This window comes from Rhizobacter sp., assembly GCA_019635355.1.
Taxonomy (GTDB): domain Bacteria; phylum Pseudomonadota; class Gammaproteobacteria; order Burkholderiales; family Burkholderiaceae_C; genus Rhizobacter.
This window is the reverse complement of the sequence record JAHBZQ010000001.1, coordinates 3,382,828-3,398,052: the sequence shown is the minus strand read 5'-3', so window position 1 is coordinate 3,398,052 and position 15,225 is coordinate 3,382,828. Positions and strand designations below refer to the sequence as shown.

Below are 15,225 nucleotides of genomic sequence, written 5' to 3'. Positions count from 1 at the left end.
TGTGCAATATCGGATCGCTACACTCGCGCCGTGCCGACATTCGACCTCCGCAGCCGTGTCCGTGCGAGCGGCCTCCATCTCCTGATTTCTGCCCTCATCGCCGCCAGCGCGGCCGCGCTGGTGCTGGGGGTCTGGTACCCGGGCATCTACCGCCACGTCGCTGGCGGCCTGGGTCTTTTTGTGCTCATCACGAGCGTCGACTTGGTTCTCGGTCCACTGCTAACGCTGGCCGTTTTTGACACCCGCAAGACGCGGCGGCACCTCGCCATGGATCTCATCGTGATTGCGGCGATCCAGCTGGCCGCGTTGCTGTACGGGCTCCACACGGTGTTCGCGGCCCGCCCCATCGCGTCGGTTTTCGAGGGTGATCGATTCCGCGTGGTCACTGCGGCCCAGGTTGACGTGGCTGACCTTCCGCGAGCGCCGGCCGAGTACCGTGAGCTTCCTTTGAGTGGTCCCTTGCTGTTGAGCGTTCGCGTGCCCGCTGCGGGGGAGGAAAGCAACGAGGCGCTCTTCAAGGCGCTGGGCGGCCTCGACTGGTCGCAGCGTCCGCGCTTCTGGCAGTCCTACGAACTGCGGCGTGCCGAGGCAGCGCGCAAGGCTCGTCCGATTTCCATCCTCTTTGCGCGTTATCCCGCCGTGCGCGAAGCAGCGATGGCCCGTCTGGCCGAGCTGCATCTTCTTGACAGCGACGCCCGGTTTCTGCCGTTGAGCGGGGCGCGCAAGGGCGACTGGGTGGTGGTCCTGGATGCGCAGGGTACCCCGGTCCATCACCTACCCGTGGATGGCTTCTTCTGAATTCGACGACGACTCGATACCTGTGCAGACCTCTTTCCCAGACCGCCTGAAGCTCGCGCTTCTGTGCCTGCTGGCATTCCTCGCCATCGGGACGCCAACGTTGTTGGCCCGCAATGTCTCTCCCTCAGCAACCTTCTTCAACCAGGCTTTGGCGCTAGGTGGATGGGGTGTCTTCCTGAGCTGTCTTTTCGCCAACAGTCGCTGGATGGCGGTAAGCGGGGTGCTGCCTGCGGTGGCCGCGCTGGGCCTCATGGCCTTTGGCGTGCTGATGTCCTGTGTGCTCGAAAGGTTGCCGCTGAGCCTGGCGATGTCCAGCCTGGGGCTGCTCTTCGCGGCGGCTTTGACGCTCGCGGGGGGCTTCGTCGTGTCGCGCGGGACGCAGCGACAAGCAGTCTTCCTGGCCGTTTGTCTCGCCCTGTTGGTGGCAGGCTTGGTCAATGTGGGGCTGGCCACCGTCCAGACGTTCATGCCCAGTTGGGCTGGTTCAGACTGGATCGCAAGTCCTGGGGCGCAAGGCAGAGCTGGAGGCAACCTGCGCCAGCCCAATCACCTCAGCAGTTTCCTGCTGTGGTCCATCGTGGGGTTGGTCTGGCTCTGCGACACCCTGCTCGAGAAAGCCGAGCGCCACGGTCGCGTACTCTGGCGCGTGGTCGCAATGCTGGCGCTGGCCGTCCTCGTCTTTGGTGACGTGCTGACGGTGTCGCGCACGGGAACAGTGTGCGTGGTCATGCTGGTGCTGTGGGCCATCATCGACCGACGGCTGTCGCTGTTCTCGCGTGTGCTGCTGTGGCTTGTTCCGGTGGTCTATGTCGCGTCATGGATCGGCATGTCGCTATGGGCCGATGCCACCTCGCAGACCTTCATAGGGGGCACCCAACTCCACAAGGCCGATCCATCCAGCTCCCGTTTCGGCATCTGGGCCAATGCACTCTCGTTGCTGCGAGAGCAGCCGTGGTTGGGCGTGGGCTGGGGGGAATTCAACATCGCATGGTCCTTGACGCCGTTCCCGGGGCGACCCGTGGCGTTCTACGACCACACGCACAACCTGCCGTTGCAGCTTCTGGTGGAGCTGGGGCTGCCGCTGGGGCTGCTCGCAATGGGGTTGCTGGCTTGGGCGTTGTGGAAGGGCTTGCGAGCTTCGATGCTTGCTGCCGATGCGGACGTCACGATGGTCCGGGCCACGTTTTTGATGGTGCTCATCATGGTGATCCACAGCATGCTCGAGTACCCGCTGTGGTACGCCTATTTCCTGCTTCCCACCGCGTTTGCGTTGGGGCTTTGCCTTGGATGCTCGACACCGTCAGACGAGAGCACACCTGCCGCCACGCCTGGATCTTCGCGGATGCGTCACGCATTGATCATTGCGTCTTCGCTCCTGATGGCGGGGACCGCCTTCTCGCTTTTCGACTACCTACGCGTCACGCGCATCTTCAGCGTGGACGACGACAGCACCCCCCTCTCACGCCGCATCGCCCAGGGCCAGAAGAGCATCTTCTTCGCCCACCACGCCGACTACGCCGCTGCCACCGTCGCGACGCGTCCTTCGACCGCCTGGAAAGCCTTCCGCCGTGCCCCGCACCTGCTGCTGGACACGCGCCTGATGATGGCCTGGGCCACGGCCTATGCCGAGAAAGGCGACGTCGAGCGTGCGCGCTACATCGCCGATCGCCTGCGTGAATTCCGCAACCCCGACTCAGCAGAGTTCTTCGCGCTGTGCGACAAGCCGCGCCCGCCCGGCATCCCCGAGCCCTTCCAGTGCAAACCGGCGACCCGCCAGTTCACCTACGAAGACTTCAAGCTGCGCTAGGAGCGCTCCAGTCGCCCGACTTGCCGCCGTGCTTCTCCAGCACGCGGATCTCGCCCATCACCATCCCACGGTCGGCAGCCTTGCACATGTCGTAGATGGTGAGCAGGCCCACCTGCACCGCGGTCAGCGCCTCCATTTCGACGCCCGTGCGGCCGAGCGTCTCCACCTGCGCCGTGCAACGCACGAGTGAGGACGAAGCATCGACCTCGAACTCCACCGCCACCCGTGTGATCGGCAGCGGGTGGCACAACGGGATCAGCTCGGCCGTGCGCTTGCTGGCCTGGATGGCCGCGATGCGCGCCACGCCCAGCACATCGCCCTTCTTTGCGCTGCCGGATTGGATCAGCGCCAGCGTCGCCGGCAGCATGCGGATCACGCCGCTCGCGCGGGCGATGCGGTGCGTCTCGGCCTTGGCCGACACGTCGACCATGTGCGCCTGCCCCTGCGCATCGAAGTGCGTGAGCGGCGAGTTCGGATCGGAAGGCACAGGTGCGGGCATGGTCGAGAAACAGAGGAGCAACGTGGCGCTGGCATGATAGTCGCGGGCCTGCCGAACCTTCCCGCGTCGACCGGCTCCAACCCGCACGCTGCCGGCCCTGCCTGATTTGCTGAACACCGTCTCTTCCCGTCGCCCCGTGGCGCGCCTGCTGGCGGCCTTGGTTGCCGCGAGCCTGCTCGTGCCTGCCGCACCCGTGGTGGCGCAAAGCCGCCTGCCGGCCCTCGGTGAAACGGCGTCCGACGACCTGAGCGTCGGCAGCGAGCGCCGCCTGGGCGAGCAGATCATGCGCGACATCCGCCGCGACCCCGACTACCTCGACGACCCGGTGCTGCTCGAATACCTGCAGTCGCTGTGGGACCCGCTGGTGGCTGCCGCCCGCCAGCGTGGCGACATCGGCCCCGACCTCGAGCAGCGTTTCGCCTGGGAAGCCTTCCTCGTGCGCGACCGCAGCGTCAACGCCTTCGCACTGCCCGGGGGTTACGTCGGCGTGCACCTGGGTCTGATCGCGATGACGTCGACCCGCGACGAGCTCGCCTCGGTGCTCGCACACGAGCTCACGCACGTCACGCAGCGCCACATCGCGCGGTCGATGGCCAATAGCCAGCGCCAGTCGATGATCGGGCTGGCCACCATCATCCTCGGCATGATCGCCGCCAGCCGCAGCACCCGCATGGATGGCGCCAACGCGCTCATCACCGGCGGCCAGGCGGTGGCGGCACAAGGCCAGCTCAACTTCTCGCGTGACGCCGAGCGCGAAGCCGACCGCATCGGCTTCAGCGTGATGACCCAGGCGGGCTATGCGCCGGGCGGGATGGCCGCGATGTTCGAGAAACTCGAACACTCCTCGCGTCTCAACGACAGCGGCGGCTTCCCCTACCTGCGCACCCACCCCTTGAACGCCGAGCGCATCGGCGAGGCGCGCGCGCGCCTGGGCGCCGTGCCGCCCACACCCCCCGCTGGCGTGCTGGCCCACACCGCGGCGCAGGCACGTGCACGGGTGCTGATGGACGCTCGCGTCGATGCGCTGCGTCGCTGGCAGGCGCTCGACGCACCCGCCAGCGCACCACCCGCCGAGCGCCTGATGGCCGGCTACGCCAGCGCACTCGCGGCGACCCTGCTGCGCGACTGGCCGCGGGCCGACAGCGCGCTGCAGCTCGCCCTCGGTGCCGCTCGCGGCGACGCCCGCGCCCAGCGCGACGTGGCACTGCTGCAGGCGCAGTCGCTGCTGGCGCGTGGCGACGCCGAGCGTGCCGGCGAGGCGCTCAAGCCGTTTGCCAAGGCCGAGGGCCAGGCCTCGTCGCGCGCGGTGATGCTGCTCGCGGCGCAGGTCGCGATGTCGCGCGACAAGCCCGCCGTGCAACGCGCCGCCGAAGAGCTGCAGACCTGGACCTCGCTGCACCCGCAAGACGCCACCGTCTGGTCGCAACTCGGCCGCCTGTGGGAAAAGCTCGACCAGCCGCTGCGCGCACTGCGCGCCGAGGCCGAATCGCGCATCGCCCTTGGCGATCTCGTGGGCGGCGTCGACCGCCTGCGCGCCGGCCAGCGCCTCGCGCGCAGCAGCCGCACGGTCGACTTCATCGAAGCCTCGGTGATCGACGCGCGTCTGAAGGAGATCGAGGCCCAGGCCCGTCGGCGCGACGTCGAAGACCGCCAGCGCGAAGGCTGAGGGGCGAGCCCGCCGTTATCCTTGCCGCCTTCCCAAGGAGGCTGGAGAAAACGGCATGCATCGCTTGAAGACTGCCACCCATCGCGCCAGTGTCGCGCTCTACATCGCTGCGCTTGGCGCCGCGGCCCACGCGGCCACCGTCACGAGCGTGAGCCCGCAAGGCGAAGTGGCGCAGGTGCGCCAGGTCGTCGTCAAGTTCTCGGAGCCCGTGGTGCCCTTCGGCGACCTGCGACAGCCCGACCCCTTCAATCTCTCGTGCGAAGGCCCGGTGCCCAAGGGCGCGGGCCGGTGGTCCGACGACCGGGTGTGGCTCTACGACTTCCAGGAGCCCGTGCCGCCCGGCACACGCTGCACGCTGAAAGCGCGCAGCGAGTGGAAGCCGCTCAAGGGCAGCTTCACGTCGGCGAACTACAGCTTCAGCACCGGCGGCCCGGCGGTGAGCGCCACGCAGCCCTACGCCGGCGGGCAGATCGAAGAAGACCAGCACTTCCTGTTGCGCCTCACCGGCCCGGCGGTCGAGTCGACGGTGCTCGCCCACGCGCGCTGCGAGATCGAAGGCATCGGTGAACGCGTGCCGCTGCGCATCATCACCGGCCCCGTGCGCGACGAGGTGCTGAAGGCGCGCCGCCTCACCAAAGACGCTGCCCGTTGGCTGCTCGTCGCCTGCCAGCGCCCGCTGCCGGCCGACACCCCGGTGCGCCTCGTCTGGGGCGCCGGCATCGCGGCGCAAGCCAACCCGCAGGTGCTGACGCGCACCGAGCAGCGCTACAGCTTCCGCGTGCGCAAGCCCTTCACCGCCGAGTTCAGTTGCGAGCGTGAGCGGGCCGAGGCGCCCTGCCTGCCCATCCGCCCGATGTCGCTGCGCTTCTCGTCGCCGGTGCCACGCGCCACCGCCGAAGCGGTGCGCCTGAAGCCCGCCTCGGGCTCGGTGATCAAGCCGCAGTTCGACAAGGACGACACCGCGGCCGAGGTGGGCGAAGTGCGCTTCCCCACGCCGCTGCCCGAGTCGATGGCGATGACGGTGGAGCTGCCACGCGAGGTGAAAGACGCCGCCGGCCGGACGCTGGCCAATGCCGGGTCGTTCCCGCTCAAGGTCGCCACGGGCGACGCGCCACCCATCGCCAAGTTCGCGGCCGCACCGTTCGGCGTCATCGAATGGGGCGAACGAGAGGCCGACGCGATGCTGCCGGTCACGCTGCGCCATGTGCAGGGCGACCTGCGCTCCGGCGCTGCGTCGGGCGCGGTGCGCATCAAGACGCTGCGCAGCGATGCCGACATCCGCAGCTGGTACGCCAAGCTGGCCCGCGCGCACGAGCGCGATCACGAAAGTCGCGAAGTCTCGCTGCTGGCACGGGCCCCCGACACGCAGCGGCTCGACCTGCCCAAGCTGCAAGGTGGCGACCCACGGCCCTTCGAGGTGGTGGGCATTCCGCTGCCCGAGCCGGGCTACCACGTGGTCGAGATCGAGTCGCGTCGCCTCGGCGAATCGCTGCTCGACAAGAAGGCGCCCATGTATGTGCGCACCGGCGTGCTGGTCACCAACCTCGGCGTGCACTTCAAGCTCGGCCGCGAGAACAGCCTCGTCTTCGTGACCACGCTCGACCGCGGCAAGCCGGTGGGCGACGCGGACGTTGCGGTGTACGACTGCGCGGGCCAACGGCAGTGGGCCGGCCGCACTGACGCCCTCGGCCTGGCACGAGTCGACAGGGCGCTGCTGCGGCAGGGGGCCGAATGCGAGGGCGAAGGTGGGTATTTCGTCACCGCCCGCAAGGCGATGGACAAGGGCGCGACCGACATCGCCTTCGTCTTCAGCCACTGGCAGAAAGGCGTGGAGCCGTGGCGCTTCAGCCACCCGACCAGCCAGGACCCAGAGCCCGACCTGCGCGCCCACACCGTGTTCGACCGCACGCTGTTGCGTGCGGGGGAGACGGTGTCGATGAAGCACTTCATTCGCCGCGAAACGTCGGCGGGTTTGGCGATGCTGCCGGCCGCCGAGCTGCCCACGCGCATGAAGATCATCCACCAGGGCAGCGGCCAGGAATACGTGCAGCCGCTCAGCTGGAACGGGGCGCGCAGTGCCAGTTCCACCTGGAACATCCCCGGCGCCGCCAAGCTGGGCGTCTACGACGTGGTGCTTGAGCGCCCGAGTGCCAGAGACGATGGTCTGCAGCGCCGCTGGGCGAGCGGCAGCTTCCGCGTCGAGGAGTTCCGCCTGCCCTTGGTGGACGCGCGTGTGAGCGGCCCCAAGACGGTGGCCGTGGCGCCGAAGGAGCTGCCGGTCAACGTGCAGCTCAACTACTTCTCCGGTGGCGGCATGGGTCAGGCCGCCGCGCGCCTCACCGCCTTGTTGCGCGAGCGCAGCGCCGGCATGCCGGGCTACGACGAGTTCAACTTCGGGCCGCCGCGCGAGACGAGCGGCGACGACGACGAGCCGCGCAGCGAACAGGGCCGGCTCGTCGCCGACAAGCTGCCGCTCACGACCGACCGCAATGGCGCAGCCGTCGTCACGCTGAAGGAACTGCCGCCCATCACCCGGCCCAGCGAGCTCGTCACCGAACTCACCTTCAACGACCCCAACGGCGAGGTGCAGACGGCGTCGACCCGCATCGCGCTGTGGCCGAGCGCGGTGGTGCTGGGCGTGAAGACCGGCTCGTGGGCCAGCAACCGCGGGCGGGTGCTGTTCCAGGCGCTGGCGCTCGACACGACCGGCAAGCCGATCAAGGGCCAGAAGGTCGAGGTGCGAGGCCGGCTGGCGCAGGTCATCAGCACGCGCAAGCGCATGGTCGGCGGCTTCTACGCCTACGACAACCGCACCGAGACCAAAGACCTCGGCGTGCTCTGCAGCGGCAGCAGCGACGACCGCGGCCTTGTGCTCTGCGATGCCGCGCTCGACACCGCCGGCCAGGTCGAGCTGATCGCGCAAGCCAAGGATGGCAACGGCAACCTCGCCCAGGCCGCGAGCTCCGTGTGGATCACCAAGCAAGGCGAGCTCTGGTTCGCGCAGGACAACGACGACCGCATCGATGTGCTGCCCGAGAAGAAGAGCTACCAGCCGGGCGAAACAGCCAAGCTGCAGGTGCGCATGCCCTTCCGCGAAGCGACGGCGCTCGTGAGCGTGGAGCGCGAAGGCGTCCTCTCGACACAGGTGGTCACGCTGCGCGGCGACGACCCGACGGTGGAACTCAAGATCGACAAGGCCTGGGGGCCCAACGTCTACGTGAGCGTGCTGGCGCTGCGTGGCCGCATCCGCGAGGTGCCGTGGTACTCGTTCTTCACCTGGGGCTGGAAGGAGCCGATGAACTGGGTGCGCTCGTTCTGGTACGAGGGGCGCGAGTACCAGGCGCCCACGGCGATGGTCGATCTGTCGAAGCCGGCCTTCAAGCTCGGCGTGGCGGCGCTCGAAGTGGGCATCGGCGAGCACAAGCTGCAGGTCACGGTCACGCCCGACAAGACGCAGTACGCCATCCGCCAGAAGGCGAGTGTGAAGGTGAAGGTGGTGAAGGATGGCAAGCCGCTGGCCGGCACCGAGGTGGCCTTCGCCGCGGTCGACGAAGGCCTGCTGGCGCTCAAACCGAATGACTCGTGGGACCTGCTGCATGCGCTCATCCAGCAGCGGGCCTGGGGCGTGCAGACAGCCACCGGCCAGAGCGAGATCATCGGCCGCCGCCACTACGGGCGCAAAGCCGTGGCAGCGGGCGGCGGGGGTGGCAAGAACCCGACGCGCGAATTGTTCGACACCTTGCTCGTGTGGAAGGACCGGGTGCTGCTCGACGGCAACGGCGAAGCCGTGATCGAAGTGCCGATCAACGACTCGCTCACCAGCTTCTCGCTGGTGGCGATCGCCGACGCGGGCGTGCAGCAGTTCGGCACCGGCAGCGCGAGCATCCGTGTCACGCAGGATCTGCAAGTGCTGCCCGGCCTGCCGCCGCTGGTGCGCGAGGGCGACCAGTTCAGCGCGATGCTGACGCTGCGCAACACCACCTCGCGCGAGATGAAGGTGCGCGTTGCGCTGCAGGGCATGGCGCGTGTCGGGGACGACATCGCCCGCACGCCGATTGCCCTCACGCCGCAGGAAGTGGCCATTCCCGCGGGCAGCGCGAAGGAGCTGACCTGGGGCGTGGCGGTGCCACCCGAGGCGCTGAGCATCGCGTGGGAGGCGACCGCCGATGAAGTAGGAGGAGAGAAAGCCAAGGACCGCGTGAAGGTCACGCAGCTGGTGAGCCCGGCCGTGCCGGTGCGCGTGCTGCAGGCCACGCTGCAGCAGCTCGATGGGCCGGTCGCGATGCCGGTCGCGGTGCCGGCCGATGCGCTGCCTGAAACCGGCGTGAAGCGCGGCGGCCTCAACGTCGCCGTACAACCGCGCCTCACCGGCGCGCTGCCCGGCATTCGCCGCTACTTCGAGACCTACCCCTTCATCTGCCTGGAGCAGAAGACCTCGAAGGCGGTCGGCCTGAAAGACGCGAAGCTCTGGGCGGCCGTCGCCAATGCGCTGCCGACCTACCTCGACAGCGACGGCCTGGCGAGCTACTTCCCGCCGCGTGCGGATGATGGCCCACGCGGCAGCGACCGCCTCACCGCCTACGTGATCGCGGCCACGCACGAAGCGGGCTTCGAACTGCCGTCGTCGGCACAGGCGCTGATGCTGGACGGGCTCACGGCCTTCGTCGAAGGCCGCATCGAGCGGAAGTTCTGGTCGCCACGCGCGGATCTGGACGTGCGCAAGCTCGCCGCGATCGAGGCGCTCTCGCGCCACGGCCGCGCGCAGCCCAAGATGCTGGGTTCGATCAACCTCACGCCCAACCAGTGGCCCACCGCAGCGGTGATCGACTGGCTGCAGATCCTCAAGCGCGTGAAGGGCATCCCGGACCAGGCCAAGCGCCTGGAAGAGGCGCAGCAGATCCTGCGGGGCCGCCTCACCTACGCCGGCACCACGCTGCGCTTCAGCAACGAAGAAGGCGACTTCTGGTGGTGGCTGATGGACAGCGCCGATGCCAATGCGGCGCGGCTCATCCTCGCGGTGCTCGACGAGCCGGGCTGGAAGGACGACCTGCCGCGCATGGTCGTCGGCAGCCTCGGGCGCCAGCGCCACGGCGCGTGGCTCACCACCACCGCCAACCTCTGGGGTTCGCTCGCGCTCGACAAGTTCGCGGCCAGGTTCGAGTCGGTGAAGATCGCCGGCAGCACCGTGGCCAGCGTGGAGGGAAGCAAGCCCGCGAGCATCGACTGGGCCCGCCAGCCCGAGGGCGGCGCGGCACTACTGGCCTGGCCCGAGAAGGGCGGCACGCTCAACGTCGCGCAGCAAGGCAGCGGCAAGCCGTGGTTGACGGTGCAAAGCCTGGCCGCCATTCCGCTCAAGTCGCCGCTGCGCGCCGGCTACAGCCTCACGCGCAGCGTGAGCGCGGTGGAGCAGAAGGACAAGGCCAAGTGGTCGCGCGGCGACGTGATGCGCGTGCGCCTGGAAGTCGACGCGCAAAGCGACATGACCTGGGTGGTAGTGAGCGACCCGGTCCCCGGTGGCGCCACGCTGCTCGGCTCGGGCCTGGGGCGCGACTCGACCATCGCGACCTCCGGCGAGAAGCAGGGCGGCACGGCGTGGCCAGCGTTCGAAGAGCGCAGCTTCGAAGCCTTCCGCAGCTACTTCGACTACCTGCCCAAGGGCAAGCACGTGATCGAGTACACCGTGCGGCTCAACAACGGCGGCCGGTTCTCGCTGCCGCCGTCGCGGGTGGAGGCGATGTACGCGCCCGAGAGCTTCGGCGAGCTGCCGAACGCAGCGCTGGAGGTCGCGCCGTGAGTCTTCCGTTCGGGCTGAGCTTGTCGAAGCCCCGCGGTATGCCACCGGGCCCTTCGACAGGCTCAGGGCGAACGATGCGTGGGTTGGGGCGACCGGCATGGGTGGCTTGCGTCGCGCTGCTGTGGGCGAATGCGGCGTGCGCTGTTCCGAGCTTCGGTGAGGTGAGGGCCACCCACAAACCCTCTGACGTGACGCTGCTCGACCGCACCGGCACCCCCATCCAGACCGTGCGCGTCGACAAGACCGTGCGCCGCCTGCCCTGGGTGCCGCTCACCGACATCTCGCCCGCGCTGCTGCATGCCATCGTGCTCAGCGAAGACCAGCGCTTCTACCAGCACAGCGGCGTGGACTGGAGTGCGGTGGCGCAAAGCGCGTGGGCGAATGTGTGGAACACCCGCACCCGTGGCGCCTCGACGCTGACCATGCAGCTCGCCGGCCTGCTCGACGAGGACCTGGCGCGCCCGACAGGTGGCCGCAGCGTCACGCAGAAGCTCGGCCAGGCCGTCACCGCCTCGCGGCTCGAATCGCGCTGGAAGAAGAGCGAGATCCTCGAGGCGTATCTGAACCGTGTCGCCTTCCGGGGTGAACTGGTGGGCGTGGCGGCCCTGTCGCAAACGCTCTTCGGCAAACACCCGAGCGGCCTCGATGCACAAGAGGCCGCCCTCGCCGCCGCCCTGCTGCGCAGCCCCAACGCCGACGCCGACACCGCCGCGCGCCGCGCCTGTGGCGTGCTGCAACAGCAGAAGCTCGACTGCACCGGCGTGGTGGCGCTCGCGCACAGCGCCTTCCGCAAGCGTGGCGGCATGGTGCTCGGTGAGCAGCTCGCACCGCACTTCGCGCGCCAGCTCTCGCTCGGCCAGCCCGTCGTGCGCACTTCGCTCGACGCGCGCCTGCAGCGCTTTGCGATCGCCACGCTGCGCCGTCACCTCGCCGAGCTCAACGGCCGCAACGTCGAAGACGGCGCCGTGCTGGTGCTCGACAACAAGACCGGCGAGGTGCTGGCCTGGGTGGGCAGCAGCGGCGCGCTGTCCGACGCGGCCCAGGTCGACGGCGTTGTCGCGCGTCGGCAGGCGGGCTCCACGCTGAAGCCCTTCCTCTATGGCCTTGCCTTCGAGCGCCGCCTCATCACGCCTGCGAGCCTGCTCGACGATTCACCGGCGCAGATCGCGACGACGAGCGGGCTCTACCTGCCGCAGAACTACGACAAGAGCTTCAAGGGCTGGGTCAGCGCGCGCACCGCACTCGGCGCCAGCCTCAACGTGCCGGCGGTGCGGGTGGGTGCGATGCTGGGGCCCGAGGCGGTGCTTGCGCGACTCAACGCGCTCGGCTTCGCGCTGCCCGAGTCGGCCGGCTTCTATGGCCACGCACTGGCGCTCGGCGGTGCCGACGTGACGCTGCTGGCGCTGACCAATGGGTATCGCAGTCTTGCGAACGGCGGTGCGTATGCGCCAGTCGCGCTGCAGTCGGCCACCTCTCCTCGGCAGGTCGCGGACCCGGCGGCCGTTTACCTCGTGACCGACATCCTGTCCGACAACGCCGCGCGTGCGCAGACCTTCGGCCTCGACAGCGCCCTCGTCACGCCCGGCTTTGCCGCCGTGAAGACCGGCACCAGCAAGGACATGCGCGACAACTGGTGCATCGGCTACACCGAGCGCTACACCGTCGGCGTGTGGGTGGGCAACGCGAGCGGCGAAGCCATGCACCAGGTGAGCGGCGTGAGCGGTGCCGCGCCCATCTGGCAGGCGGTGGTGCGGCATCTGCATGACGGGCGTGTGTCGAAGCGGCCCGCCGCGCCCCAGGGCATCGTCGGCGAACGGGTGCAGATCGCAGGCAGCGCCGAGCCGATGCGTGACGAGCTCTTCCTCGCCGGCACGACGCAGGCCCGCTGGCAGCCGAGCGGCCAGATGCAGGCGCGCCAGCGCTACGGCATCACCAGCCCGCGCGACGGCAGCCTCTTCGCCATCGACCCCGACATGCCGCCGCGCGCGCAGCGCATCCACTTCGAAGGCGAGCGGGGCACCTGGGTGCTCGACGGCAAGCGGGTCGGCGAGGGCACGCGCCTCGCGTGGGCACCGTGGCCCGGCCGCCACGAGCTGGCGCTGATCGGCCGCGATGGCCGTGAAATCCAACGCGTGCGCTTCGAAGTGCGCGGCGCCGGCGTGAAGACCGCGCAGCTCGGCCGCTAGCTTCAGGCTAATATCCGCGAGCCCTGCGGCTTGCAGGGCACGTCGCTCGGACGGTTCCGGGCGCTCACGTGAAAGTCAATCCAATGTCTCTCTCAGGCAAGCGCCGCTTTGCGCGCATCGATCGCCTTCCCCCCTACGTCTTCAACATCACGGCCGAGCTGAAGCTCGCCGCGCGCCGCCGAGGCGAAGACATCATCGACATGAGCATGGGCAACCCCGACGGGGCCACGCCGCCGCACATCGTCGCCAAGCTCGCCGAGGTCGCGCAGCGGCCCGACACCCACGGCTATTCGGCCAGCAAGGGCATCCCGCGACTGCGGCGTGCGATCTCGCATTGGTACCGCGACCGCTACGGCGTGGAGATCGATGCCGACCACGAGGCCATCGTCACCATCGGCTCGAAAGAGGGCCTCGCGCACCTGATGCTCGCCACGCTCGACCGTGGCGACACCGTGCTCGTGCCCGACCCGAGCTACCCCATCCACATCTACGGCGCGGTGATCGCGGGGGCCGACATCCGCTCGGTGCCGCTGGTGCCGGGCGTCGATTTCTTCGCCGAACTCGAGCGCGCCATCCGCGGCAGCTACCCCAAGCCCAAGATGATGGTGCTCGGCTTTCCGTCGAACCCGACGGCGCAGTGTGTGGAGCTCGACTTCTTCGAGCGCGTGATCGCGCTCGCCAAGAAGCACGACATCTTCGTCGTGCACGACCTTGCCTATGCCGACATCGTGTTCGACGGCTGGAAGGCGCCGTCGATCATGCAGGTGCCTGGCGCGAAAGACATCGCGGTCGAGTTCTTCACGCTCAGCAAGAGCTACAACATGGCCGGCTGGCGGGTGGGCTTCATGGTGGGCAACCGCGAGCTCGTGGCCGCGCTCGCGCGCATCAAGAGCTACCACGACTACGGCACCTTCACGCCGCTCCAGGTGGCCGCGATCGCCGCGCTCGAAGGCGACCAGCAGTGCGTGAAAGACATCGCCCTGCAGTACCAGAAGCGCCGCGACGTGCTGGTGAAAGGCCTGCGCGAAGCCGGCTGGGACGTCGAATGCCCCAAGGCCTCGATGTACATCTGGGCGCAGATCCCCGAGCGCTACCGCGCGATGGGCTCGCTCGAATTCGCCAAGCTGCTGCTGGAAAAAGCCAAGGTCAGCGTGTCACCCGGCATCGGCTTCGGCGACCACGGCGACGACCACGTGCGCTTCGCGCTGATCGAAAACGAGTCGCGCATCCGGCAGGCGGTGCGCGGCATCAAGGCGATGCTGAAAGAGCCGGCGCTCAGTTCTTGAAGAGGCGCTCAAGTGCGGTGTCGATCACGACACCGCACAGGCTGTAGATCAATGAGCCGATCAGCGCGGCGCCGAAGCCTGTCACCGCCATGCCGGAGAGCAGCTCGGCGGCGAAATAGAACATCAGCGCATTGATCACGAAGAGGAAGAGCCCCAGCGTGATCACCGTGACCGGCAGCGTCAGCAGCACCAGCAGCGGGCGCAGCAGCGCATTCAGCAGGCCCAGCACCAGCGCCGCGATCATGGCGGACTGGAAGCTCTTGACGGTGACGCCTGGGTAGACATGGGCCACCAGCAGCAAGGCGGCGGCGAGCAACAGCCAGCGGACGAGCATCTTGATCATGGGCGCAGCATAGCCGCGAGCCCCGTCACAATCTCAAATACGAATCGTTCTCATTAGTGATACACTGGCGCGCCCCGCTGCCCCGGCAGCCGCACATCGCCGTCGCGCCCCATGCCACCCCTCGCTGCACAAGACGCATTGCCCGACCCGCTCGCCGTGATGGCCGCGCTGCGCATGCCGCTGCAGCGCCGTGAAGGGCTGAGCAAGGCACAGCATCGTGCGGTGGTGGCTGCCATCGCGGCCGCGCACGTGGCCGGCGTCTGGGGCATCCTGCAAGTGCCCGCGGTGCGCGCCACGGTGCTCGACGCCGCGCCCATCTTCGTGAACCTGCTGGCGCCGCCCGCGCCTCCGGCCCCACCGCCGCCTCCACCGCCCGAGGTGAAGCCGGTGGTCAAGGCGCCCGAGCCGCGGGTGATCGCCGCGGCGCCCACGCCTGCGCCGGCACCGTTCGAGGCACCGCCCGCGCCCGAGGTGCCGCCGCCGCCCGCGCCGGTGGTCACGCAGGCGCCGCCCGCACCGCCTGCGCCTCCGGCCCCCCCCGCACCGCCACCGCCCCCGCCGCAGATCCCGGCGTCGGAATTGCGCTATCTCGTGCCGCCGAGGCCCGTGTACCCGTCCCTGTCACGGCGCAACAAGGAATACGGCGAGGTGCTGCTGCGCGTCGAGATCGACGCGCACGGCCGGCCCGTGCAGGTGACGGTGGGCAAGTCGTCCGGTTATCCGCTGCTCGACGAAGCCGCCGTCATCGCCCTGCGCGCGGCCAAGTTCAAGCCTCATGCCATCAACGGCGTGCCCGTCGCCGCACGGGCCGAGACCGTGCTCGCTTTTGACCCTCCCTGATCGATC

The 15,225-nt window shown here is 69.0% G+C and carries 9 protein-coding genes; 7 read left to right on the top strand and 2 right to left on the bottom strand.

All coding sequences use genetic code 11. From position 1 onward, the window contains the following. Positions 1-30 precede the first annotated feature (30 nt). Complete coding sequence (locus tag KF892_15495; protein ID MBX3626422.1) at positions 31-798, top strand: pilus assembly protein; 768 nt, start codon at positions 31-33, stop codon at positions 796-798. Next, positions 785-2,605 (top strand): O-antigen ligase C-terminal domain-containing protein, encoded by a 1,821-nt coding sequence (locus KF892_15490; GenBank protein ID MBX3626421.1) that lies wholly within the window; start codon positions 785-787, stop codon positions 2,603-2,605. The genes KF892_15495 and KF892_15490 overlap by 14 nt, the downstream gene beginning before the upstream one ends. Here KF892_15490 and moaC read toward each other — a convergent pair. Further along, positions 2,592-3,104, bottom strand: a complete 513-nt coding sequence (gene moaC / locus KF892_15485; protein ID MBX3626420.1) for a cyclic pyranopterin monophosphate synthase MoaC — start codon at positions 3,102-3,104, stop codon at positions 2,592-2,594. The genes KF892_15490 and moaC overlap by 14 nt on opposite strands. A gap of 109 nt (positions 3,105-3,213) precedes the next feature. Between moaC and KF892_15480 the strand changes: the two genes are divergently transcribed. The 4 genes from KF892_15480 to alaC all read left to right on the top strand — a co-directional run bounded on the left by KF892_15480 (position 3,214) and on the right by alaC (position 14,036). Continuing rightward, positions 3,214-4,770 (top strand): M48 family metalloprotease, encoded by a 1,557-nt coding sequence (locus KF892_15480; protein MBX3626419.1) that lies wholly within the window; start codon positions 3,214-3,216, stop codon positions 4,768-4,770. Between the two features lie 55 nt (positions 4,771-4,825). Next, positions 4,826-10,564: an alpha-2-macroglobulin gene (locus KF892_15475; protein ID MBX3626418.1), complete on the top strand. Its 5,739-nt coding sequence runs from the start codon at positions 4,826-4,828 to the stop codon at positions 10,562-10,564. A 38-nt stretch (positions 10,565-10,602) separates the two neighbouring features. Next, entirely contained in the window at positions 10,603-12,750 is a 2,148-nt protein-coding gene (pbpC, locus tag KF892_15470; protein MBX3626417.1) for a penicillin-binding protein 1C, read from the top strand. 83 nt (positions 12,751-12,833) lie between these two features. Continuing rightward, the gene (alaC, locus tag KF892_15465; protein MBX3626416.1) at positions 12,834-14,036 is read left to right on the top strand and encodes an alanine transaminase; all 1,203 of its coding nucleotides are present in this window, start codon (positions 12,834-12,836) and stop codon (positions 14,034-14,036) included. On the opposite strand, the gene KF892_15460 is transcribed toward alaC, so the two are convergent. After that, a complete protein-coding gene (locus KF892_15460; protein ID MBX3626415.1) occupies positions 14,026-14,379 on the bottom strand; it encodes a phage holin family protein in 354 nt (117 codons plus the stop codon). The two genes, alaC and KF892_15460, sit on opposite strands and share 11 nt — an antisense overlap. 174 nt (positions 14,380-14,553) lie before the next feature. Here KF892_15460 and KF892_15455 point away from each other — a divergent pair, with 174 nt between their 5' ends. Beyond that, positions 14,554-15,219, top strand: coding sequence for an energy transducer TonB (locus KF892_15455; protein MBX3626414.1), 666 nt, complete (start codon positions 14,554-14,556; stop codon positions 15,217-15,219). Positions 15,220-15,225 lie beyond the last annotated feature (6 nt).

What these genes read in the sequence shown, in the direction of transcription:
- KF892_15490 (MBX3626421.1), top strand. Translation starts at nt 785, where the DNA reads ATGGCTTCTTCTGAATTCGACGACGACTCGATACCTGTGCAGACCTCT.
- moaC (MBX3626420.1), bottom strand. Translation starts at nt 3,104, where the DNA reads ATGCCCGCACCTGTGCCTTCCGATCCGAACTCGCCGCTCACGCACTTC.
- KF892_15475 (MBX3626418.1), top strand. Translation starts at nt 4,826, where the DNA reads ATGCATCGCTTGAAGACTGCCACCCATCGCGCCAGTGTCGCGCTCTAC.
- pbpC (MBX3626417.1), top strand. Translation starts at nt 10,603, where the DNA reads ATGCCACCGGGCCCTTCGACAGGCTCAGGGCGAACGATGCGTGGGTTG.
- alaC (MBX3626416.1), top strand. Translation starts at nt 12,834, where the DNA reads ATGTCTCTCTCAGGCAAGCGCCGCTTTGCGCGCATCGATCGCCTTCCC.
- KF892_15460 (MBX3626415.1), bottom strand. Translation starts at nt 14,379, where the DNA reads ATGATCAAGATGCTCGTCCGCTGGCTGTTGCTCGCCGCCGCCTTGCTG.
- KF892_15455 (MBX3626414.1), top strand. Translation starts at nt 14,554, where the DNA reads ATGCCGCTGCAGCGCCGTGAAGGGCTGAGCAAGGCACAGCATCGTGCG.